The following is a 20,391-nucleotide window of genomic DNA, read 5'->3' as shown; positions in this document are numbered from 1 at the left end:
AGATGCGCATGGCGCAACTCCGCCATGCGCGATATGGCGGCAATTCGGATTGGCTGATCAGGACCCATGCTGAAGCGGGCTTATGACTGGTGTGTTTCCTACGCCTCGCACCCGGCCGCTCCCTGGCTGCTCTTCGCGCTGACCTTCGTCGAGAGTTCGATCAGCCCGCTGCCGCCCCTGCCGCTGCTCCTGCCGATGTGCATCGCCAGGCCGGATCGCGCCTGGTTCTACGCCGGAATCTGCTCGCTGGGCGCCGTGCTCGGCGGCTATCTCGGCTACGCCATCGGCGCGCTGCTCTATGAATCGCTTGGTTCCTGGCTGATCGGGATCTACGGGCTGCAGGACAAGGCCGCGCACCTCATCGCCACCTCGCAGGATTACTGGTTCTGGGTGCTCGTCACCAAGGGCCTGACGCCGATCCCGTTCAAGATCGTCACGATCATGTCGGGCTTCCTGCATTTCGACCTGTGGAAGTTCACGGTCGGCATGGTCGTCTCCCGCGTCACCTTCTTCCTGATGATCGCGGTGGCCCTGCGCTTCTATGGCGACGACATCCGCATCTTCATCGAGAAGCACCTGCCGCTGGCAGCACTGACCCTACTGGTGGTTGTGGTCGGCGGCTTCTTCGTCCTGCCGATGGTGCTCTGAAGCGCGTCGCTCCGCCGTCGCATCGGCCTTTTCGTGTCATCGCTGCAACACTGTGGCGGGAACGCTCCCGGCGCCATGTCCATGCCCGCGCTCGCCGCGAAGCCGCCACAAAGAGCGCCCAGCACAAGGGCACGTTAAGTCTTTGAGATATAGACAAATTGAAACTTCGTAGGGCCGTGGATCGCAATATCCCGGCCGAAATCGGGGTTTCGAGGCCGGCGTTGCGATCGGCCTGATCGGCGTGGCATTTTCCGGCCGGGCTGGTCTGGGAGGACAGGGCGAGTGGCGATGGATGCGCGTGTGTTCGACAAGTCGAGGCTGCCGAGCCGCCATGTGAGCGTCGGCCCGGCCAAGGCCCCGCACCGCTCCTATTATTACGCGATGGGCATGACCGCGAAGCAGATCGCGCAGCCCTTCGTCGGCGTCGCCTCCTGCTGGAACGAGGCCGCCCCCTGCAACATCTCCCTGATGCGCCAGGCCCAGGCCGTGAAGAAAGGCGTCGCTTCCGCCAGCGGCACGCCGCGCGAATTCTGCACGATCACCGTCACCGACGGCATCGCCATGGGCCACCAGGGCATGAAGTCGTCGCTGGCCTCGCGCGAGGTCATCGCCGACTCGGTCGAGCTCACCATGCGCGGCCATTGCTACGATGCGCTGGTCGGCCTCGCCGGCTGCGACAAGTCGCTGCCCGGCATGATGATGGCGATGGTCCGCCTCAACGTCCCCTCGATTTTCATCTATGGCGGCTCGATCCTGCCCGGCACCTTCAAGGGCCGTCCCGTGACCGTCCAGGACGTGTTCGAGGCCGTCGGCAAGCATTCGGTCGGTGCGATGTCCGACGAGGATTTGAAGGAGCTCGAGGAGGCGGCATGCCCCTCGGCCGGCTCCTGCGGCGCCCAGTTCACCGCCAACACCATGGCGACGGTCGCCGAGGCGATCGGCCTGGCGCTGCCCTATAGCTGCGGCGCTCCGGCCCCCTACGATGTCCGCGACACCTTCTGCTACACCGCCGGCGAGATGGTGATGGAGCTGATCGCGCGGAACATCCGCCCGCGCGACATCGTCACCCGCAAGGCGCTGGAGAACGCCGCAATGGTCGTCGCCGCGACTGGCGGCTCGACCAATGGCGCGCTGCACCTGCCGGCGATCGCGCATGAATGCGGCATCGATTTTGACCTGTTCGAGGTCGCCGAGATCTTCAAGAAGACGCCCTATATCGCCGATTTGAAGCCGGGCGGAAAATACGTCGCCAAGGACATGTTCGAGGTCGGCGGCATTCCGCTGGTGATGAAGAGCCTGCTCGATGCCGGCTATCTTCACGGCGACTGCTTGACCGTGACCGGCCGCACCATCGCCGAGAACATGGCCTCGGTGAAGTGGAACGACCAGCAGGACGTCGTCTACCGCGCCGACAAGCCGATCACGGTGACCGGCGGCGTCGTCGGCCTGCGGGGCAATCTCGCGCCCGAGGGCGCCATCGTGAAGATCGCCGGCATGCCGGAGGACCAGCTCGTCTTCACCGGCCCGGCGCGCTGCTTCGACCGCGAGGAGGATGCCTTCGAGGCGGTCAGGAACCGGACCTATAATGTCGGCGACGTCCTCGTCATCCGCTACGAGGGCCCCAAGGGCGGCCCCGGCATGCGCGAGATGCTGTCGACCACCGCGGCCCTCTACGGCCAGGGCATGGGCGACAAGGTAGCCCTCATCACCGACGGCCGTTTCTCGGGCGCGACTCGCGGTTTCTGCGTCGGCCATGTCGGGCCTGAAGCCGCCGTCGGCGGCCCGATCGGCCTGATCCGCGACGGCGACATCATCGAACTCGACGCCATCACAGGAAAGCTCGCAGTCCGCCTTTCTGATGCCGAACTTGAGGAGCGTCGTAAGGACTGGAAACCGCGGAAGACCGACTACAATTCCGGCGCGCTGTGGAAATACGCGCAGACGGTTGGCTCCGCCAAAGGCGGCGCCGTCACCCACCCAGGAGGGGCGGCCGAAACCCATTGCTATGCGGATATCTGACGTCACCATAGCTTGCATGTTGCTGATGCTCGGCGGCCCCCAGGTCGCCCGGGCACAGGACTATGCCAATGGGCAGCCCATGCTGCCGCCGAGGCCGATTCCCGGAATCGCTCTCCCGGAACCCGATTCCTCGCGCCCGACCTCGCCCGACACGGCCACGATTGCGCCGGCTCCGAACACGCCGATGGCGCATTCAGCCCTGCCGCTCGTCCCCTTCAACAGCGCGCGCGACGCGCTGCGCGCCTGGATGCGCGATTCCTCCGCCGGGGATCAGGTCGGTGCCGTCCGCGCACTCGAATACGCCGCCTCGCAGGGGCATCTCACCGCGCAGTACAAGCTCGGCCGAATGTATGCCGGCGGCGAAGGCGTCCCGACCAACGATCTCAAGGCCTTCGAATATTTCTCGAAGATCGCGGATGAAAATGCCGACGCCATTCCCGGCACGGCGGACGGCCGCATGGTCGGCAGCGCCTTCGTGGCGCTCGGCAGCTATTTCATCGACGGGATCAAGGGCAGCTATGTGAAGCCCAATCCCGACCGCGCCTTCGACATGTTCAACTACGCCGCTTCCTATTTCGGCGACCCGGACGGCCAGTACAATCTGGCGCGGCTCTATATGAAGGGGCAGGGCACCGCCCGCGATCCGCGTCAGGCGGCGCGCTGGATGAAGCTCGCTGCCGAGAAGGGCCATGCGCCGGCTCGCGCCGCCTTCGGCGAGATGCTGCTGCGTGGCGGCGAGGGCGTGCCGCGCCAGCCCGTGCTCGGCCTGATGTGGCTCGCGCTGGCCCGCGAGAGCGCCGATCCGGCGCGCGAGGCCTGGATCCTCGAGCGCAACGATGCCGCCTTCGCGTCGGCGTCGCCGGCAGACCGTACGGCCGCCCTTGCTTTGGTGGAGCGCCAGCAGGTCGCAACCGGCGCCAGCCCGAGCCGCGGCGCCGGCCGGCCTTAGAGCCTCTTAATTCAACTCGATCATCACCGGCACATGGTCCGACGGCTTCTCCCAGCCGCGGACATGCTTGGCGATCTTCACGCCGGCGAGCCTGTCGGCCGCCTGCGGCGACAGCAGCAGATGGTCGATGCGGATGCCGTTGTTCCGCTGCCAGGCGCCGGCCTGATAATCCCAGAAGGTGTAAAGCCCGCCGGCTTCGGTGGTGCTGCGCAAGGCTTCGGTCAGGCCCAGATTGAGAAGCTCCCGGAAGGCGGCGCGTGTCGGGGGCAGGAACAGCGCATCGCTGACCCAGGCCGCGGGGTCGCGTGCGTCATGGGGCTCGGGGATGACGTTGTAATCGCCCGCCAGCACCAGCGGCTCTTCATGCGCGAGCAGCATCTGCGCATGGGCGGTCAGCCGCTTCATCCAGCCGAGCTTGTAGGGATATTTCTCGGTGTTCGGCGGGTTGCCGTTGGGCAGATAGATCGAGGCCAGCCGCACCACGCCGTTGCCTAGCGGCAGCACGCCTTCGAGATAGCGCGCCTGCTCGTCGCCCTCGTCGCCGGGCAGGCCGCGGCGCACATCTTCGAGCTTGCTGCGGCTGAGGATCGCGACGCCATTGAAGGTCTTCTGCCCGTGCGTCTCGACCTGCCAGCCTGCCGCCTCGATCTCGGCCCGCGGGAAATCGGCATCGAGGCATTTGATCTCCTGCAGGCAGAGCGCGTCCGGCTCGGCCTCCTTCAGGAAATCGAGCAGATGGCCGAGCCGCTGGCGGACCGAGTTCACGTTCCAGGTGGCGATGCGCACGAGATGCTCCGGTATCAGGCAGGCCGCAGATAAGCGGAATCGCAATCGCGATGGCAAGCCGCTTTCCACCGCAAACAAAAACTCCCCGCATCGCTGCGGGGAGCCATTGATTGCCGGTCGGGCTGTCGGGCCCTGTCAGGGGCAGGCGCGGACGACACCGCCCGAGGCGATATAGGTTCCGGTCTCGGGATTGTAGGACCGGAAGCGGCGCGAGCAGTAGGCGACCGCGTCGGTGTCCTCGACGCTGTAGCCATAGGCGCGCGGAACGGGCGGAGCATAGACCACCGGCGGCGCGACATAGACCGGGGCCGGCTCGTAATAAACTGGCGGCGGCGGAGGCGCGGCCAGCGCACCGGCCGCCAGAGCACCGCCAATGACACCGGCGGCGATGCCGGCGCCGATGGCCGGGCCGCGGCGGTAACCACCGTAATAGCGGGGGCCGTAATAGCCATAGCGGCGCCATTGCACGGTCTGGAGCAGGCCGGCATCCGCCTTGGCCGAGGCGACCGCGGCAGAGGCCGGCGCCAGCGGCGCCGCGATGGCGGGAGCAGCGAGAGCGGCGCAGCCGGCGAGGGCGGCGGCGACGGCAAACGTCCTGATCATGGCGAAACTCCTTTACTGTCCCGTGCGAGTGGAACTTCGCATGTTCCCCCGATTGGGCGTGATTGTAGCGATTTATCGAGCCGGCGGAAAGACTAGTCCGCAATCCCGGCGTAAATGCGCCGTCACAACATTGTGGCTGTTGAGGCTCGGAGCCTCATCCGGCGTCTTGCGTCGACGGGTTTTCCTCGCCATCTAGCGCTTCGCCTCACAGAAACCTCCTCATGCATTCGAAGGATCAGGACCCTACCATGGCCCAGACCGGCAGCTCGCCCTCCCGTTCCGCCCCGCCTGGCGCGATGAAGCCCCTGCCGGCGCTGATCTTCAGCTCCCGCTGGCTGCAGCTGCCGCTCTATATCGGCCTCATCGTGGCCCAGTGCGTCTACGTCTTCCTGTTCCTCAAGGAGCTCTGGCACCTCGTCACCCACGCCTTCGACTTCAGCGAGCAGCAGATCATGCTGGTCGTGCTGGGACTGATCGACGTGGTGATGATCTCGAACCTGCTGATCATGGTGATCGTCGGCGGCTACGAGACCTTCGTCTCGCGGCTGCGGCTGGAAGGCCATCCGGACCAGCCGGAATGGCTGAGCCACGTCAATGCCAGCATCCTCAAGATCAAGCTCGCCATGGCGATCATCGGCATCTCGTCGATCCACCTGCTGAGGACCTTCATCGAGGCCGGCAATATCGGCGGGCTCGGCCGGACGACGAACTACACCGAATCCGGCGTCCTGCTGCAGACGCTGATCCATGTCGTCTTCATCCTGTCCGCCGTCGGCATCGCCTGGGTCGACCGGATGACGGCCCATCCCAGCAAGGGGCACTGAAGCGGCACGCAAGACCGCAAAAGAAAACCGCCCGGCTGCTTCCAGCCGGGCGGTTCGCATGCGGCAGTCTTACTGCCCGCGCCCGCTGCGCGCGGCGAAGCGGATCGCTTCCTCGGCCGCCCGGAACAGGGCCTTGGCCTTGTTGATGCACTCCTCCTGCTCGGAGGCCGGGTTCGAATCGCAGACGATGCCGGCGCCGGCCTGGACATGCATCCTGCCGTCCTTCACCACGGCGGTCCGCAGCACGATGCAGGTGTCCATCTCGCCATTGGCGCCGAAATAGCCGATGCAGCCGGCATAGGCTCCACGTGCATCGCGCTCCAGCTCGTCGATGATCTCCATCGCCCGCACCTTCGGCGCGCCCGAGACGGTGCCGGCCGGGAAGCCGGCGATCAGGGCGGCCAGCGAATCGTGCTTCGGGTCGATCTTGCCCTCGACGTTCGAGACGATGTGCATGACCTGGCTGTAGCGCTCGATGAAGAAGGAATCGGTGACCTTGACCGTTCCGATCTCCGCGACGCGCCCGACATCGTTGCGGCCGAGATCGAGCAGCATCAGGTGCTCGGCGCGCTCCTTCGGATCGGCGAGCAGCTCCGCGGCGAGGGCGTCGTCCTCGGCAGGCGTCGCGCCGCGCCGGCGCGTGCCGGCGATGGGGCGGATCGTGACCGTGTCGTCGCGCCGCCGGACCAGGATCTCGGGGCTCGAGCAGACGATCTGGAAGCCGCCGAAATCGAGGTAGCAGAGGAACGGCGCCGGGTTGACGCGGCGCAGCGCCCGGTAGAGCGCGAAAGGCGGCAGCGCGAAGGGGGCCTCGAAGCGCTGCGACAGCACGACCTGGAAGATGTCGCCGGCGCGGATGTACTCCTTCGCCTTCGCCACCATGTCGAGATACTCGGCTTCGCTGGTGTTCGAGGTCGTGACCGGCTCGGGCAGATTGGCGATGTCGATGTCGGCCTCGGCGGGCAGGGCGCCTTCAAGGACACGGACGACGCCGTCGAGCCGCTCCTGGGCGCTCTCATAGGCGTGCCGCGCCGCGATGCCGGGCTGGTGACGCACCGGCGTGACGATGTGGATCTCGTCGCGCACGGCGTCGAACACGACCATCAGCGTCGGCCGGCTCAGGATCGCGTCGGGAACGCCGGTGCCGGTCTCCTTCGGCTCGGGCAGGCGCTCCATCAACCGCACCATGTCGTAGCCGAGATAGCCGAAGACGCCGGCCGCCATCGGCGGCAGCCCCTCCGCCTCGGGGATCGCGCTTTCGGCCAGCAGCGAACGCAGGCTCTCGAAGGCCGGGCGCGGATCGTCGAGGAAGGCGTCGCCGAGCGCAGGCCGGCACATCGCGGCCTGCCCCTGATGGCAGCGCCAGATCAGGTCGGGCTCCAGCCCGATCATCGAGTACCGACCGCGAACGGCGCCGCCCTCGACCGATTCCAGCAGGAACGCCGGCCCGGAGGTGGCGTGCCGCAGCTTCAGGAAGGCGGCGACCGGCGTCTCGCAATCGCCGACCAGGACTTGCCGCAGGAGCTGCGGTGCGCCCGTTTCGTAGATCTGCGCGAAGCGTTCGAATTCGTCGAGGTGCTGCATCGTCAATTCTGCACCCCGCCAGTGGCGTTGCGGAACGCCGCGTCATTGATGCTCACGCCGAGCTTGGCCTGGCGCTCGGCGACATATTGCAGCAGGAGCCCCTCGCTGAGATTGGCGGAGAGCAGGCGGACGAAGTTGTCCGCCTCCTGCGTCGTGCGGACGTAAGGCGGCACCGTCGCCGAATCGACCTTGAACAGGATGCGGCCGCCATCGGCGCCGGCCGCCGAATTGGCCTTGCCGGCGACCGTGCCGAACACCTGGGTGACGACGTTGGCCGGCAGATCCGTGCGCTGCTCCTGTCGCCCGATGCCGGCGGCCGTCTCCATCGTCAATCCGCTCGACGTCGCGACCGTCGCGAAGGCCTCGCCCTTGTCGAGCCTCTGGACGAGCTCGCGCGCCTTGGCCGAGAGCTTGTTCGCGGTCTCGTCGGCGCGCCACTGCGTCGCGACCTCGCCCTTGACCTCGTCGAAGGAGCGGTCGCGGGACGGGTCGATCTTGGCGATGTCGAACCAGACATAGCCGGCGTTCTGGGGCAGGCGGATCGCCTCGTTGTCGACGCCGATATCGGAGGCGAAGATCGCGCGCAGCGTCGCATCGCCGCCGGGCAGGGCGGCTTCCTGGGCGCCGTCGGGCTTGGTCATGCCCTGGCTCATCGGGCCGACGACACGCAGCTCGAGGTTGAACTGCTTGGCGATCTCCGCCAGCGGCTTCGCCGAGGCACGCTCATCCTCAATCTTGTCATGCAGCTCGGTGATCCGGCTCGAGGCACGGCCCGCCGCGATCTCCTTCTTCACCTCCTCGGCGACCTCCTCATAGGGGCGCACATGCTGGCTATCGACCTTGGTGACGCGCAGCAGCACGGTCCCGAAGGCGCTCTGCACGGGCGCGCTGACGGCGCCTTCCTCCAGCGCGAAGGCGGCCTCGCGCACGGCGGGGTCGAAGATCTGCTCGCGGGTGAAGGTGCCGAGCGTGAGGTCCTTGAAGGCGACGTTCCGCTCGGTCGCGATCTCGTCAAAGGTCTCGCCACCGTCGATCTTGGCTTTGGCGGCCTGTGCCTCCTCGGCATTGGGGAAGGGGATCTGCTCGACGGTGCGCGTCTCAGCCGTGGTGAACCGCTGCGCTTTCAGCGCCTCGTAGCGTGCCTTCGCCTCGTCATCGGTGACCTTGGCCGGGTCGGCGACAGCCTCGGCCGTGATCGCGAGCACGGAGGCGGTCCGGTATTCCGGGGCGCGGAAAGCAATCTTGCGCTCGTTGTAGAAGGCCTTGAGCTGGTCCTCGGTCGGAGCCGCGATCTCGCCGGCGGCGCTCGCCGGCATGCGGGCGAAGGTGACGGTGCGCTTCTCGTTGCGCAGCCGGTTGCCGATCTCCTGCAGGGCGACCGGAACGGTGAAGCCGCCGCTGATCATCTCGGCGATCTGCTGGCGCAGGATGGTGGCGCGCTGGAGCGCGACATAGCTCTGCTCGCTATAGCCGTTCGAACGCAGCAATTCGTTGAAGCGCGCCGCCGAGAACTGGCCGGACGCGTCGCGGAAGACCGGGTCGTCGAAGATCAGGTTGCGGATCGTGTCGTCGGAGACGGCCAGGTGCAGGTTCTTGGCCGTCTGGTCGAGCGTCGCCTCGCTGACCAGCCGCGAGAGCACCTGCCGGTCGAGGCCGAGCGCGCGCGCCGTCTCCGGCGAGATCTGCCGGCGCTGCTGGCGGATCAGGTTCTGGAGGTCGTTCTGATAGGCGGTGCGCATCTGCTCGATGCTGATCTCGGTCTTGCCGACCCGCGCGACCTCGTTGCGGCCATAGCCACGGAAGATGTCGCCCACGCCCCAGATCGCGAAGGCGAGGATCAGGACGCCGAACAGGACGCTGATGACGAGCTTGCCGAGCAAACCCTGACTCGCCTTGCGGATGCCCTGCATCATCATGGAAGCTGTCTTTCCCTGAACCCGTTCGTGGCGCGGAGACGGGCCCGCGCGCGTTTTTGTCGGCGCTGCTTATAGGAACCGGCGGCGAAAGCCGCAATCGCCGCGGCGGCTTCGTGTTTCCGGTTCACATGAGATTGCGGCGCCAGCCGGGCATTGATAGAGCCCGGACAGCACAATTTCCGGAGGAACGACGTGACGCGCAGCATCAGGCCGCTGGTAGCCGGCAACTGGAAGATGAACGGGCTGAAGGCCGATCTCGCCATCGCGACGGAGGTCGCCCGCGGCTATGACGCCTCGCTCAAGGCCGCCGTCGACCTCGCGATCTGCCCACCCTCGACACTGCTGTTCACCGCCACCGCCGCGCTGATCGGCTCGCGCATCGCGACAGGCGGGCAGGATTGCAGCGTTCAGCCCGCCGGCGCCTTCACCGGCGAGGTCTCGGCCGCGATGCTGGCCGATGCGGGGGCGAGCTTCTGCATCGTCGGCCATTCCGAGCGGCGCGCGCTCCATGGCGAGGACAACGCCACCGTCCGCGCCAAGGCCGAGGCCGCGCGCAAGGCATTGCTCGTGCCGATCATCTGCGTCGGCGAGACGCAGGGCGAGCGCGAGGCCGGCAAGGCGCTGGCCGTGGTGCGCAGGCAGCTCAAGGGCTCGGTGCCGGAAGGCCTCGACGCCGCAAGCCTGGTCATCGCCTATGAGCCGGTCTGGGCGATCGGCACGGGCCTGACCCCGACGGCAGCCGATGTCGCCGAGATGCACGCCGCGATTCGCAGCGACCTTGCGCGGATCGTCGGCAAGAACGCCGCAGCCGGCGTCCGGCTGCTCTATGGCGGCTCGGTGAAGCCCTCGAACGCGGCCGAGCTGATGAATGTCGCCAATGTCGACGGCGCGCTCGTCGGTGGCGCCAGCCTGAAGGCCGAGGAATTCCTGGCGATTGCGCGCGCTTGCGCCGGCTGAGGCGTCATCCGAGCCCCGGTCATGCAAGCCGGCGGGCCTTCAGGGGTGGCGCAGCCGCAAACCCCGTGCTATGTGCGCCGCCGAATTCGCCTCGACCTTTCGAGGAGGAGCGGGTAGCCCTTGCGGCGGCCCGCGCCATCCCCATTTCGTGAGATCATGCAGAACGTTCTCATCGTCATTCATCTGATCATCGTCGTCGCGCTCGTCGGCGTCGTGCTGCTGCAGCGCTCCGAAGGCGGCGGGCTCGGCATGGGTTCCGGCGGCGGTGGCGTCGGCGGCTTCATGACCGGGCGCGGCCAGGCGAACGCGCTGACCCGGGCGACGGCGATTCTCGCCGGCCTGTTCTTCCTGACCTCGATCGTGCTCGCGATCATGGCCACTCAGGGCCGCGTGCAGCGTTCGATCATCGACGGCGCCCCGGCGACGACGGCTCCGGTCACTCCGGGCCAGCCCGCCGCGCCGAACGCCCCGAGCGCGCCCAATGCCGGCGGCGTGCTCGACCAGCTCCGTCAGCTCCAGAACCAGACGCAAGGCGGCGCACAGCCGCCGACCCCGGCGCCGCCAGCGGCACCGCAGCAGTAACCAGGGCAGGGCCGGGAAACCGGCCCTTCTCTTTTGTGTGGAGACGGGCCGGGCGACCGGCCCTCTCTTTTGTGGACAAGCGCGCAGAGCAAGGCGGGACTGCACTGCATGCGCTTAGCGAATCGAACCCGTGGCGATAGAGGTGAACTCCCATGACGCGGTATGTTTTCATCACCGGCGGCGTGGTGTCCTCGCTTGGCAAAGGCCTGGCGGCGGCGGCTCTCGCAGCCCTTCTGCAGGCACGTGGCTACAAGGTCCGCCTGCGCAAGCTCGACCCCTATCTCAATGTCGATCCGGGCACGATGAGCCCGTATCAGCACGGCGAGGTCTTCGTCACCGATGACGGCGCCGAGACCGACCTCGACCTCGGCCATTACGAGCGCTTCACCGGCCGGCCCTGCAACAAGGGCGACAACATCACCACCGGCCGCATCTACATGGACATCCTGACCAAGGAGCGTCGCGGCGAATATCTCGGCGCCACGATCCAGGTCGTCCCGCACGTCACCAATGCCATCAAGGAGTTCATCCTTTCCGGCAATGAGGGCTACGACTTCACGCTGGTCGAGATCGGCGGCACGGTCGGCGACATCGAGAGCCTGCCCTTCCTCGAGGCGATCCGACAGGTGAACCAGCAACTGCCGCGCGGGCAGTGCATCTTCATCCACCTGACGCTGCTGCCCTATATCCCGACCGCCGGTGAGTTGAAGACCAAGCCGACCCAGCACTCGGTCGCCGAATTGCGCTCGATCGGCATCCAGCCCGATATCCTGCTCTGCCGCACGGACCGCGAGATTCCGCGCGAGGAGCGCCGCAAGCTCGCGCTGTTCTGCAATGTCCGCGAGACCGCCGTGATCGAGGCCCGCGACGTCGCCTCGATCTACGACGTGCCGCTCTCCTACCATGCGGAAGGGCTCGACAACGAAGTGCTAGCCGCCTTCGGCCTCGACGCCTCGAGCGAGCCGGACGTCACGAACTGGAAGCATATCTCCGACCGGGTGAAGAACCCCGAGGGCGAGGTCACCATCGCCGTCGTCGGCAAATACACCGGCATGAAGGACGCCTATAAGTCCCTCATCGAGGCGCTGACCCATGGCGGCATCGCCAACAACGTCAAGGTCAATCTCGACTGGATCGAGTCCGAGGTCTTCGAGAAGGAGGACCCGGCACCGTTCCTGGAGCATGTCCACGGCATCCTGGTGCCCGGAGGCTTCGGCCATCGCGGCGCCGAGGGCAAGATCAAGGCCGCGACCTTTGCTAGGCAGCGCAAGGTGCCCTATTTCGGCATCTGCTTCGGCATGCAGATGGCGGTGATCGAGGCGGCGCGTTCGCTCGCCGGGATCGAGGCGGCAAGCTCGACCGAGTTCGGCGAGACCAAGGAGCCCGTCGTCGGCCTGATGACGGAATGGCTGCGCGGCAACGAGCTGGAGCAGCGCGCGGCCGGCGGCGATCTCGGCGGCACCATGCGGCTCGGCGCCTACGCCTCCGTCCTCTCGCCGGACACCAAGATCGCGAAGATCTACGGCTCGACCGAGATCTCGGAACGCCACCGCCATCGCTACGAAGTCAACATGAACTACCGCCAGCGGCTGGAAGAGCAGGGCATGCGCTTCAGCGGCGTCTCGCCGGACGGGCTCTTGCCTGAGACGGTGGAATATCCGGACCATCCCTGGTTCATCGGCGTGCAGTACCACCCCGAGCTGAAGTCGCGCCCCTTCGAGCCGCATCCGCTGTTCGCGAGCTTCGTCGAAGCGGCCGTGGTGCAGAGCCGTCTGGTCTAATCGCTGTCGAGGGCAACCGCCGCCCAGGGATGGCGGTGCTCCTCGAAGACCGCCTTTCGCGGGGCGGGAAATGCGGGATCGGCGAAGGCGCCGACCGCCACGGCGATCATCTCCGGCCTGCGAGACGGCTCCCAGAAGACCGTGCTGCCGCAGGCCGGGCAGAAATGATGCAGGACGCGAAAGCCGCTATCGGCAGGGCGGTCATAGTCGGTATGATCCCCGGACACGGCGACGGCCTCCCGCGCGAAGAAAGCCGCCACGCCATAGACGCTGCCCGTTCGCCTCTGGCATTCATGACAATGGCACAGGGCGACGATGGCCGGCTCTCCCCGGCAGGTGACTCGCAACTGGCCGCAGCTGCAGCAGGCTTCCCGGATCTTCATGCGGCGCATCCTCGTTTTAGATGACGGCTGACGCAGCTTTTTCGGCTAGCTTCGCTGGTGCCCGACAATGCCTCACCTATGATGAGGCTGCGAGGCATCGGATGGGCTGGGGGGCGGGGGCATGATGATCTCGATGGCGGGCTTGCCCGCGTTCCTTCTCTATTTCGTCGTCGGCGCGGCGCTGATCGCAGCCTTCGCCGTGATCTATCTGCGCATGACGGCCCATGACGAGATCGCCCTGATCCGAGGTGGCAATCTCTCGGCCGCGATCGCACTGGGCGGCAACCTCATCGGCTTCACCGTGCCGCTCGAAAAGGCGATCTCGCAGGCCAGCAGCATCCCGGACTGCGTGCTCTGGGCCGTCGCGGCGATGCTGGTCCAGTTCGCGGCCTATGGCCTCGCGCGGATCGTCATCCCGGAGCTCTCGCGGAAGATCGCGGAAGACCGCCTGCCATCGGCCGGGATGCTGGCGGTGATCGCGGTGATTTCGGGTACGCTGGCCGCAGCCAGCATGACGATCTGAGGGCATGCCATGAAGCGCTCGACACAGATCGGGCTGGCCGCGGTCGGGGTCGTGCTCGTCGCCTCGTTCTGGCCACGCTCCAGCGAGGAAACCCAGGAAAGCCTCGTCTATAACAGCCTGAGCGATTGCCGCGCCGGCGGGCAGCTCAGCGCGCAACAATGTGAGACCGCCTTCTCCGAGGCGACCGCCGCACGCCTCAAGGATGCGCCGAAGTTCAACAACCAGAACGAATGCGAGGCGCAGTACGGCGCCAATGGCTGTTCCAGCGCCAGCATCGGCGGCGCCCAGTATTTTGTCCCGGCGCTCGCGGGCTTCATGCTGGCGCGGGGCCTGGCCGGTTCGCAGGCGCAGCCCCTGCTGCCGCCGACAACCGCCGCTTGCCCGCCGGGCTCCGCCCAGCCGGAATGCCAGCAGGCGCGTGCCGCCGGCTCCTCTTCCTCGTCATCCGGCGGCGGCGGCTCCTATGGCAGCAGCAGCTCCTCGAGCAGCAGCCGCTCGCGCGCCTATTCGACGACGACCGGCGGCAGCGTCGCGGTGTCGCCGACGAGCACGCGCGGCGTGAGCACGACGACCAGCGTCTCGTCGCGGGGCGGCTTCGGCTCCATCGCCCGTTCCTTCTCCTCGCATTCCTCGTCCTGAGATGCGCCGCGTCACGCTTCCGCCCCGTCCCGACTGGGCCGCGCAGGTCGAGCGGCTGGGCTTCGCCTTCCACACCATCGACGGCGAGACCTATTGGGACGAGAGCGCTGCGTTCGCCTTCACGCTGGAGGAGATCGAGCGCGACATCGAGGCGCCGACCGAGGCGATCGAGGAGCTCTGCTTCGCCTTCATCGAGAAGGCACTCGCCAGCGAGGAGATCCTGACCAGCCTCGCCATCCCAGCCGCGCATTGGGACTATATCCGGCGGAGCTGGCAGAGCGGCGAGCGCAATCTCTATGGCCGGCTCGACCTCGCCTATGACGGGCATGGGCCGGCCAAGCTGCTGGAATACAACGCCGATACGCCAACCGCCCTGTTCGAATCGAGCGTCGTCCAGTGGGACTGGCTCGAGCAGGCGATGGCGCGTGGCGCGCTTCCCCCAGGCAGCGACCAGTTCAACTCCCTGCACGAGCGGCTGATCGCGGCCTTCGCCGGCCTGCGCACGCCGTCGCCCTATCGCCTGCATCTCACCTGCGTCGAGGGCAGTGCCGAGGACAAGGGCACGGTCGACTATCTGACGGATTGCGCCGTTCAGGCCGGCCTCGATGCGCGTTTCACTTATATCGAGGAGATCGGCCTGCTCACGGACGGGCGCTTCTGCGACGGCGCCAACCAGCCGATCGAGACCCTGTTCAAGCTCTATCCCTGGGAATGGCTGTTCCGCGAGCGCTATGGCGAGGCGCTGGCCGGCTCGCGCTGCCAGTTCATCGAGCCGCCCTGGAAGGCGCTGCTCTCCAACAAGGGCCTGCTCGCCTGCCTCTGGGAGATGGAGCCCGGCCATCCCAACCTGCTGCCGGCCTTCTTCGAGGGCGACCCGCGCTGCGCGACGCTGTCGGCCCGCCGCGTCCGCAAGCCGCTCTATTCGCGCGAGGGCGCCAATGTCACGCTGATGGAGCGCGACCGCGTCCTCGACAGCGATGATGGCCCCTATGGCGCGGAAGGCTATGTCCTGCAGGATGCCGCGACCAATCTCTTCTCGGCCGGCGGCAATTACGCGGTGCTGGGCTCCTGGCTCGTCGCCTCGCAGGCCTGCGGGCTTTGCGTCCGCGAGGATACCTCGCCCATCACGAAGAACACCTCGCGCTTCCTGCCGCACTATATCGAGCCGTGACCGCGACGCGACATGACCGCGCCGTGAAGAATTGCTAGCCTTCCGGCCCGATAAGCCTGCCGAAAGAGTCTGCCATGCCTGCATCAGCCTCCACGCCTCGCGGCCTCGACCATCTCGTCATCGGCGTCCGCGATCTCGACGCGGCGGGAGCCTTCTACGAAAAGCTCGGTTTCAGGGTCGGTGCGCGCAATCGCCACCCCTGGGGCACCGAGAATCGGATCGTCCAGTTCCCCGGCTCCTTCCTCGAACTGGTGACGATCGCCGATGCGGGCGCGATCCCGCCAGCCGGTGAGCGGACCTTCTCGTTCGGCGCCTTCGTGCGTGACGCCCTTGCGGGGCAGGGCGAGGGCCTCTCGATGCTGGTGCTGGAAAGCACGGACGCCAAGGCCGACGCCGCCGCCTTCAAGGCCGGCGGAATCGGTGATTACGAACCCTTCTTCTTCGAGCGGCAAGGCAAGCGGCCGGACGGTTCGACGGTCAGGGTCGCTTTCGAACTCGCCTTCGCTGCCGATCCGAAGGCGCCGGAATGCGGATTCTTCGTCTGCCGGCAGCTCGAGCCGCAGAATTTCTGGAACCCGGCCTTCCAGCAGCATCCGAACGGCGCCACGGCGTTGTCGTCCGCGGTGATGCTGGCCGAGGACCCGGCGGCGCACCGCGCCTTCCTCACCGCTTTCAGCGGCGGGGCCGAGGTGCTCGAAGGCAACGAGGATTACGTGCTGGCGCTGCCGCGCGGGCGCCTCGACGTGCTCGATCCCGAAACCGCGCAAGGCGCCTATCAGGTCGAGCCCGACACGACGCCGGCGCGCTTTCTCGGCTTCTGCGTCGCGGTGCCGGATCTGGACGCGGTGGCGGAGCGGCTGACGGCTGCGGAAATTCCGTTCATCCAGAACGAGGAGCGGCTCTTCGTGCAGGCGGAAGACGCCATGGGCTGCATGGTCGCCTTCGAGCCGGTCTGAACGGCTCAACGGAGAGCCACGACTTTCCGGCTGAAATCCCTCAGCCCTCGTCCTTCAAGACGTCGCTGACGCCGCTCCTTAGGATGAGGGTTGAAGGGGGTGCCGTGCCGACCTCTCAGGCCGCGTTCTCGGAGCGTTCCGCCGGCAGCGATGCGAGCAGGCCGATCAGCGCGCGGTCATGCAGCACGACCATGCGCTCCTTGGGCTTCAGCCAGATCACGGCGTCATCGACCGTCTCCGCATCGACGAGCTTGGCCTGCGCCACCGCGCGCTCGGGGTCGATCTCGCCGCGCCGGCGCGGATGGCTGTCGGGCAGCATCAGCTCATGCGCATGCCGAAGCTCGGGATCGGCATGGATCGCTTTCAGCCCGTCGGCATCGTCGAAGCCGGCCTGGGCGAACTCGGTCTGCAATTCATTGGCGCGAAGGGCGACCGATGGCGGATCGCCTTCCTCCGGCGTCAGCAGGAGCCCGCGGCGCTTCAGCCAGAGTCCGATGCCGAGCTGGCCCGAGGCCCATGACAGCGGGATCGCCAGAACGAGACCGACGATCGTCGGCGACATCCAGGCAAAGAGCGCAGTCGCGATCATGAAGGCCGAGAGGCCCGTCACCACGCCGAGAACCGTATGGGTTCGATGCCGGCGGATGATGTCGTTGAGCGGGATCGAGCCGTCGTCGCGACGCTGCGGATTCCAGCCGGTGTCGCGCCCGAGCAGTATCTGGAAGACCGAACCGGACTGGATCAGCATCATGATCGGCGCGAAGAAGGCCGAGAACAGCACCTCGATCAGCGAGGACAGGATCAGCCGGATGGCGCCGCCGCCGGCCCGGCGCAGCTTGTTGTTGAACAGCGTCAGCAGGAGGCCGAACAGCTTCGGCGCCAGCAGGATCGCCATGGTCAGCGCGAACAGCCGCAAGGCGCGCTCGGGGTCGAACCGCGGCCAGACCGGGAAGAGCGTGAATTCCTGCGTGAAGTACTCGGGCCGCGCGTAGTTGACCTGCAGCACGATCAGGATACCGACGACGAGCTGCATCAGCCAGAAGGGCGAGGCGAGATAGCCCATGATGCCGGTGGCGAAATGCTGCCGCGTCGGCAGGACGAAGCCCTTCGCGCCGATGATGCGCGAATGCTGGAGATTGCCCTGGCACCAGCGCCGGTCGCGCACGGAGATGTCGATCAGCGAGGGCGGGCTTTCCTCATAGGAGCCCGTCAGGTCCGGCAGCATGTAGACCGACCAGCCGGCGCGACGGATCAGCGCCGCCTCGACGAAATCGTGGCTGAGCACATGGCCGCCGAAGGGCGGCTTGCCCTTCAGATCCGGCAGGCCGCAATGCTCGGCGAAGGCGCGCGTCCTGATGATGGCGTTGTGGCCCCAGTAATTGCCGTCGCGGCCCGACCACATGGCGAGCCCGGTGGCGATGACCGGGCCGTAGACCCGCGCCGCGAACTGCTGGAGCCGCGCGAAGAAGGTGTTGCGGTTGATGATCAGCGGCAGCGACTGGATGATACCGGCGTCGGGATCGTTTTCCATCGCGGCGGCGAGGCGCACGATGCAGCTGCCGGTCATCAGGCTGTCGGCATCGAGGACGATCATCTGCTCGTAATGCCCGCCCCAGCGCGTCACGAAATCGGCGATGTTGCCGGCCTTGCGGTGATGGTTCTTAGGCCGGTGGCGGTAATAGACCCGCGAATTCGGGCCGAGCCGCTCGCGCAAAGCCAGGAAGGCGCGTTCCTCGGAGACCCAGATGTCGGGATTGGTCGTGTCGGAGACGATGAAATAATCGAAATGCTCGCCGAGCCCGGTCGCCTCGACGGATTCGCGGATCGCGGCGACCGCGGCGAAGGTCCGTGCCGAGGACTCGTTGTAGATCGGCATCACCACGACGGTGCGATGCTTCAGGCTTTCGGCCCGCTCCGCCCGCCCGACGCCGAACAGCACGCCGAAGAAACCGAGGAGCGCGCTGGTGAAGGCCAGCGCGATCCACGAGAAATTGATCGTGAACAGCAGGAGCAGGACGTACTGCAGCGAGGTCGTGCGGCTGACCGACACGACATGGTACATTTCCCAGGCGCCATAGGCCGTGAGCGCCAGCCCGCCGCCGAAGACGAAGAGGCGCTTCAGCCACGGCGTCTTCCAGTCGCGCGGAGCGGCCGGCTCGCGGCGGTCCGACGCCTTCCAGCTCCGGAAGGACTGCACGGGCATGACGAGGCGGCTCTCCGGCGGCGTCGCCGGCTCGCGCGAGACGAGTGCGCGCATGTCGGTGCCCGCGGCGCTGGGGCGGGGCGCGGCTACCACGTCCATCGGTCCAACCAGGTTTCAGAGACGGCCTGACCGCCTGCTTGCAGGACGAGCCGCAGCTCGCAGAGATTGTCGTTGCCGGGGTCGACCTCGAAGCCGACGCGCATCTGCTTGCGTTCGGGATAAGGCCAGAGGCGGATGTTCTGGATCGAGCCCGGAGCGGTCGAGACCGCGGCGCGGATCGCGGCTACGGTTGCGGCATCCCCCAGCTTGCCCCCGGTGAACTCGAGCAGGAAGCGGCGGCGGCGGCCTTGCGAGCCTTTGCCCTGTCTCATCCGGGTTACGACGGCGAGGTCCGGGCGATCCGGCGGTTGCCAGCACCAGGCCTGCCGATAGCTCATCGAGACTTCGCTGCCGGCGGCCAATGGCTGCTTCGGCCGCCAGTACATGATGATGTTTCTGTTCGCCTCGGAATCGCTAGGAATCTCGATGAGCTGGATCGAACCCGCGCCCCAGTCGCCGAGCGGCTCCATCCAGACGCTGGGCCTCAGCTCGAAGCGCTGATCATCGTCCTGGAAGGCGGCCGCGTCGCGCTCGCGCTGCATCAGCCCGAAGCCCTTGGGATTCTGGTCGACGAAGGAGGAAACCTGGAGATTGGCCGGGTTGTTGAGCGGCCGGTAGATCCACTCGCCCGAGCCCGACTGCATCTGTACGCCCGAAACCTCGTAGATCGCCGGGCGGATGTCGTCGAAGGTTCGCCGGCTCTGCGGGCCGGAGAGGAAAATGCCGGTCGCGCAGCCGAAGCCGACATGGTCGAGCGCCTGACGCGCGAACAGCGTCATCTCGACATCCATGAAGGTGACGTCGCCGGGCCGCAGGGTCATCCGCACCGCGCCGCTGACGCTCTCCGAATCGAGCAGGCCGTGAATGACCAGCGCGGCGGTGGCGGGGTTCGGTCGTTCGATCCAGAAGGCGCGGAAGAAGGGGATTTCCTCGCCGCGCTGCTCGCCGGGCCGCAGGATCAGGGCGCGCGCCATCGCGCCGAAATTCTGCCCGCGGGCGAGGGCGCGGAAGAAGGTGGCGCCCTGGAAGCTCGCGACCTCGAAGGGGCGCTCCAGCCCCGCCGAGATTCGCATGCCGGAAAACTGCAGATCGGCATTGTCCGGGGGTGGGGCGACCCGCCCATAGTCGAACTTGCTCCGGTCGAAGGCGACCCGGCGCACCATGTCGTCCTCGACGGTGAAAAGGCTGACCGGGTTCGCGAAGACGTAGCCGCGATGCAGGGGCTCGACGGTGAAGCCGCGATTCTCGCCGGCCCAGATCGCGGCAGCGGGCTGCATCCGGATGCCGGAATACTGGTCGAAGGGCAGCGTGGCGTAGCCCTCGGGCAGATCCGTCGCCGTGAGCGGTATTAGCGGTTTTTGCGCCAGCATGCGCGCGGCATCGACGACCAGCGAAGGGTCGAAGCGCTGCCCGTCGGCGAGGCTGGGAATGTTGAAGGCTGCGGCGCCTGTCGGAGTTTGGGCGGACGCGGAAGCAGCCAGCGACGCCAGCGCTACGCCGCCAGCGGCGGCTTCCAGAAATTGCCTGCGATTCAATGACTTCGCCATGTGGTCCAAACTACGCGGACGACGCCCTCGTCCTCCGCGCTTCTAGAGCATTTCCAAGGCCGGTGAAAAGCGGTGGCGAGCGGAAAAATCTCGCCGGCCATGCTTTTGACGGATGCGGTTGCCGGTCGGTCGGCGGGCTATGTGCCGTTGGTCATGAGAATGGCCCCTTTTTATCGTGCGATGACTTTGGCAAATGCTGTCTGGATCGGCTATCCACGCGG

At 67.0% G+C, this 20,391-nt stretch carries 18 protein-coding genes; 11 read left to right on the top strand and 7 right to left on the bottom strand.

Annotation, left to right across the window (positions count from 1 at the left end):
- The first annotated feature begins 66 nt into the window (after positions 1-66).
- The 3 genes from GGC47_RS14545 (at position 67) to GGC47_RS14535 (ending at position 3,616) form a co-directional block, all read left to right on the top strand.
- On the top strand, positions 67-648 hold the full coding sequence (locus GGC47_RS14545) for a YqaA family protein (RefSeq protein ID WP_113252344.1): 582 nt from the start codon (positions 67-69) through the stop codon (positions 646-648).
- A gap of 288 nt (positions 649-936) precedes the next feature.
- Complete coding sequence (gene ilvD, locus GGC47_RS14540) at positions 937-2,667, top strand: dihydroxy-acid dehydratase (protein ID WP_142020912.1); 1,731 nt, start codon at positions 937-939, stop codon at positions 2,665-2,667.
- A 16-nt stretch (positions 2,668-2,683) separates the two neighbouring features.
- Entirely contained in the window at positions 2,684-3,616 is a 933-nt protein-coding gene (locus GGC47_RS14535; RefSeq protein WP_248312667.1) for a tetratricopeptide repeat protein, read from the top strand.
- Between the two features lie 6 nt (positions 3,617-3,622).
- On the opposite strand, the gene xth is transcribed toward GGC47_RS14535, so the two are convergent.
- Both xth and GGC47_RS14525 read right to left on the bottom strand, forming a co-directional pair.
- The gene (xth, locus tag GGC47_RS14530) at positions 3,623-4,402 is read right to left on the bottom strand and encodes an exodeoxyribonuclease III (RefSeq protein ID WP_142020913.1); all 780 of its coding nucleotides are present in this window, start codon (positions 4,400-4,402) and stop codon (positions 3,623-3,625) included.
- 135 nt (positions 4,403-4,537) lie between these two features.
- Complete coding sequence (locus GGC47_RS14525; protein ID WP_142020914.1) at positions 4,538-5,005, bottom strand: BA14K family protein; 468 nt, start codon at positions 5,003-5,005, stop codon at positions 4,538-4,540.
- A 248-nt stretch (positions 5,006-5,253) separates the two neighbouring features.
- On the opposite strand from GGC47_RS14525, the gene GGC47_RS14520 reads away from it, so the two are divergent.
- Positions 5,254-5,829 (top strand): TIGR00645 family protein, encoded by a 576-nt coding sequence (locus tag GGC47_RS14520; protein WP_038367406.1) that lies wholly within the window; start codon positions 5,254-5,256, stop codon positions 5,827-5,829.
- Between the two features lie 69 nt (positions 5,830-5,898).
- On the opposite strand, the gene trpE is transcribed toward GGC47_RS14520, so the two are convergent.
- The gene (gene trpE / locus GGC47_RS14515; RefSeq protein ID WP_142020915.1) at positions 5,899-7,413 is read right to left on the bottom strand and encodes an anthranilate synthase component I; all 1,515 of its coding nucleotides are present in this window, start codon (positions 7,411-7,413) and stop codon (positions 5,899-5,901) included.
- Positions 7,414-7,415: 2 nt separating this feature from the next.
- Positions 7,416-9,329, bottom strand: a complete 1,914-nt coding sequence (locus tag GGC47_RS14510) for a peptidylprolyl isomerase (protein ID WP_429068436.1) — start codon at positions 9,327-9,329, stop codon at positions 7,416-7,418.
- A 192-nt stretch (positions 9,330-9,521) separates the two neighbouring features.
- On the opposite strand from GGC47_RS14510, the gene tpiA reads away from it, so the two are divergent.
- From tpiA to GGC47_RS14495, 3 genes are all read left to right on the top strand, one after another.
- Positions 9,522-10,286: a triose-phosphate isomerase gene (gene tpiA, locus GGC47_RS14505; protein WP_142020916.1), complete on the top strand. Its 765-nt coding sequence runs from the start codon at positions 9,522-9,524 to the stop codon at positions 10,284-10,286.
- A gap of 156 nt (positions 10,287-10,442) precedes the next feature.
- Positions 10,443-10,868 (top strand): preprotein translocase subunit SecG, encoded by a 426-nt coding sequence (gene secG, locus GGC47_RS14500; protein ID WP_038367399.1) that lies wholly within the window; start codon positions 10,443-10,445, stop codon positions 10,866-10,868.
- 152 nt (positions 10,869-11,020) lie between these two features.
- Entirely contained in the window at positions 11,021-12,649 is a 1,629-nt protein-coding gene (locus GGC47_RS14495; protein ID WP_038367398.1) for a CTP synthase, read from the top strand.
- On the opposite strand, the gene GGC47_RS14490 is transcribed toward GGC47_RS14495, so the two are convergent.
- Positions 12,646-13,032 carry a GFA family protein gene (locus tag GGC47_RS14490; protein WP_142020917.1) on the bottom strand — a complete coding sequence of 129 codons (387 nt, stop codon included), beginning with the start codon at positions 13,030-13,032 and terminating at the stop codon, positions 12,646-12,648. The two genes, GGC47_RS14495 and GGC47_RS14490, sit on opposite strands and share 4 nt — an antisense overlap.
- Positions 13,033-13,165: 133 nt before the next feature.
- On the opposite strand from GGC47_RS14490, the gene GGC47_RS14485 reads away from it, so the two are divergent.
- From GGC47_RS14485 to GGC47_RS14470, 4 genes are all read left to right on the top strand, one after another.
- On the top strand, positions 13,166-13,555 hold the full coding sequence (locus GGC47_RS14485) for a DUF350 domain-containing protein (RefSeq protein ID WP_370954278.1): 390 nt from the start codon (positions 13,166-13,168) through the stop codon (positions 13,553-13,555).
- A 9-nt stretch (positions 13,556-13,564) separates the two neighbouring features.
- On the top strand, positions 13,565-14,194 hold the full coding sequence (locus GGC47_RS14480) for a DUF1190 domain-containing protein (protein WP_142020919.1): 630 nt from the start codon (positions 13,565-13,567) through the stop codon (positions 14,192-14,194).
- A 1-nt stretch (position 14,195) separates the two neighbouring features.
- Positions 14,196-15,365 (top strand): glutathionylspermidine synthase family protein, encoded by a 1,170-nt coding sequence (locus GGC47_RS14475; protein ID WP_142020920.1) that lies wholly within the window; start codon positions 14,196-14,198, stop codon positions 15,363-15,365.
- 74 nt (positions 15,366-15,439) lie between these two features.
- Positions 15,440-16,321 carry a VOC family protein gene (locus GGC47_RS14470; RefSeq protein WP_142020921.1) on the top strand — a complete coding sequence of 294 codons (882 nt, stop codon included), beginning with the start codon at positions 15,440-15,442 and terminating at the stop codon, positions 16,319-16,321.
- Between the two features lie 115 nt (positions 16,322-16,436).
- Here GGC47_RS14470 and mdoH read toward each other — a convergent pair whose 3' ends face one another.
- Positions 16,437-18,623: a glucans biosynthesis glucosyltransferase MdoH gene (gene mdoH / locus GGC47_RS14465; RefSeq protein WP_429068435.1), complete on the bottom strand. Its 2,187-nt coding sequence runs from the start codon at positions 18,621-18,623 to the stop codon at positions 16,437-16,439.
- The gene (locus tag GGC47_RS14460) at positions 18,611-20,170 is read right to left on the bottom strand and encodes an OpgD/OpgG family glucan biosynthesis protein (RefSeq protein WP_113252336.1); all 1,560 of its coding nucleotides are present in this window, start codon (positions 20,168-20,170) and stop codon (positions 18,611-18,613) included. Before GGC47_RS14460 ends, mdoH begins: the two co-directional genes overlap by 13 nt.
- Positions 20,171-20,391 lie beyond the last annotated feature (221 nt).

The organism is Allobosea sp. OAE752 (genome assembly GCF_050433265.1).
GTDB lineage: Bacteria > Pseudomonadota > Alphaproteobacteria > Rhizobiales > Beijerinckiaceae > Allobosea > Allobosea spartocytisi.
Note: the sequence above shows the minus strand (reverse complement) of the source record. Positions and strands in the feature narration are given on the sequence as shown.

Coding starts and splice junctions, on each gene's coding strand:
- GGC47_RS14545 (WP_113252344.1), top strand. CDS start 67: ATGCTGAAGCGGGCTTATGACTGGTGTGTTTCCTACGCCTCGCACCCG.
- ilvD (WP_142020912.1), top strand. CDS start 937: ATGGATGCGCGTGTGTTCGACAAGTCGAGGCTGCCGAGCCGCCATGTG.
- GGC47_RS14535 (WP_248312667.1), top strand. CDS start 2,684: ATGTTGCTGATGCTCGGCGGCCCCCAGGTCGCCCGGGCACAGGACTAT.
- GGC47_RS14525 (WP_142020914.1), bottom strand. CDS start 5,005: ATGATCAGGACGTTTGCCGTCGCCGCCGCCCTCGCCGGCTGCGCCGCT.
- GGC47_RS14520 (WP_038367406.1), top strand. CDS start 5,254: ATGGCCCAGACCGGCAGCTCGCCCTCCCGTTCCGCCCCGCCTGGCGCG.
- trpE (WP_142020915.1), bottom strand. CDS start 7,413: ATGCAGCACCTCGACGAATTCGAACGCTTCGCGCAGATCTACGAAACG.
- GGC47_RS14510 (WP_429068436.1), bottom strand. CDS start 9,329: ATGATGATGCAGGGCATCCGCAAGGCGAGTCAGGGTTTGCTCGGCAAG.
- secG (WP_038367399.1), top strand. CDS start 10,443: ATGCAGAACGTTCTCATCGTCATTCATCTGATCATCGTCGTCGCGCTC.
- GGC47_RS14495 (WP_038367398.1), top strand. CDS start 11,021: ATGACGCGGTATGTTTTCATCACCGGCGGCGTGGTGTCCTCGCTTGGC.
- GGC47_RS14490 (WP_142020917.1), bottom strand. CDS start 13,032: ATGAAGATCCGGGAAGCCTGCTGCAGCTGCGGCCAGTTGCGAGTCACC.
- GGC47_RS14485 (WP_370954278.1), top strand. CDS start 13,166: ATGGCGGGCTTGCCCGCGTTCCTTCTCTATTTCGTCGTCGGCGCGGCG.
- GGC47_RS14480 (WP_142020919.1), top strand. CDS start 13,565: ATGAAGCGCTCGACACAGATCGGGCTGGCCGCGGTCGGGGTCGTGCTC.
- GGC47_RS14475 (WP_142020920.1), top strand. CDS start 14,196: ATGCGCCGCGTCACGCTTCCGCCCCGTCCCGACTGGGCCGCGCAGGTC.
- GGC47_RS14470 (WP_142020921.1), top strand. CDS start 15,440: ATGCCTGCATCAGCCTCCACGCCTCGCGGCCTCGACCATCTCGTCATC.
- mdoH (WP_429068435.1), bottom strand. CDS start 18,623: ATGGACGTGGTAGCCGCGCCCCGCCCCAGCGCCGCGGGCACCGACATG.
- GGC47_RS14460 (WP_113252336.1), bottom strand. CDS start 20,170: ATGGCGAAGTCATTGAATCGCAGGCAATTTCTGGAAGCCGCCGCTGGC.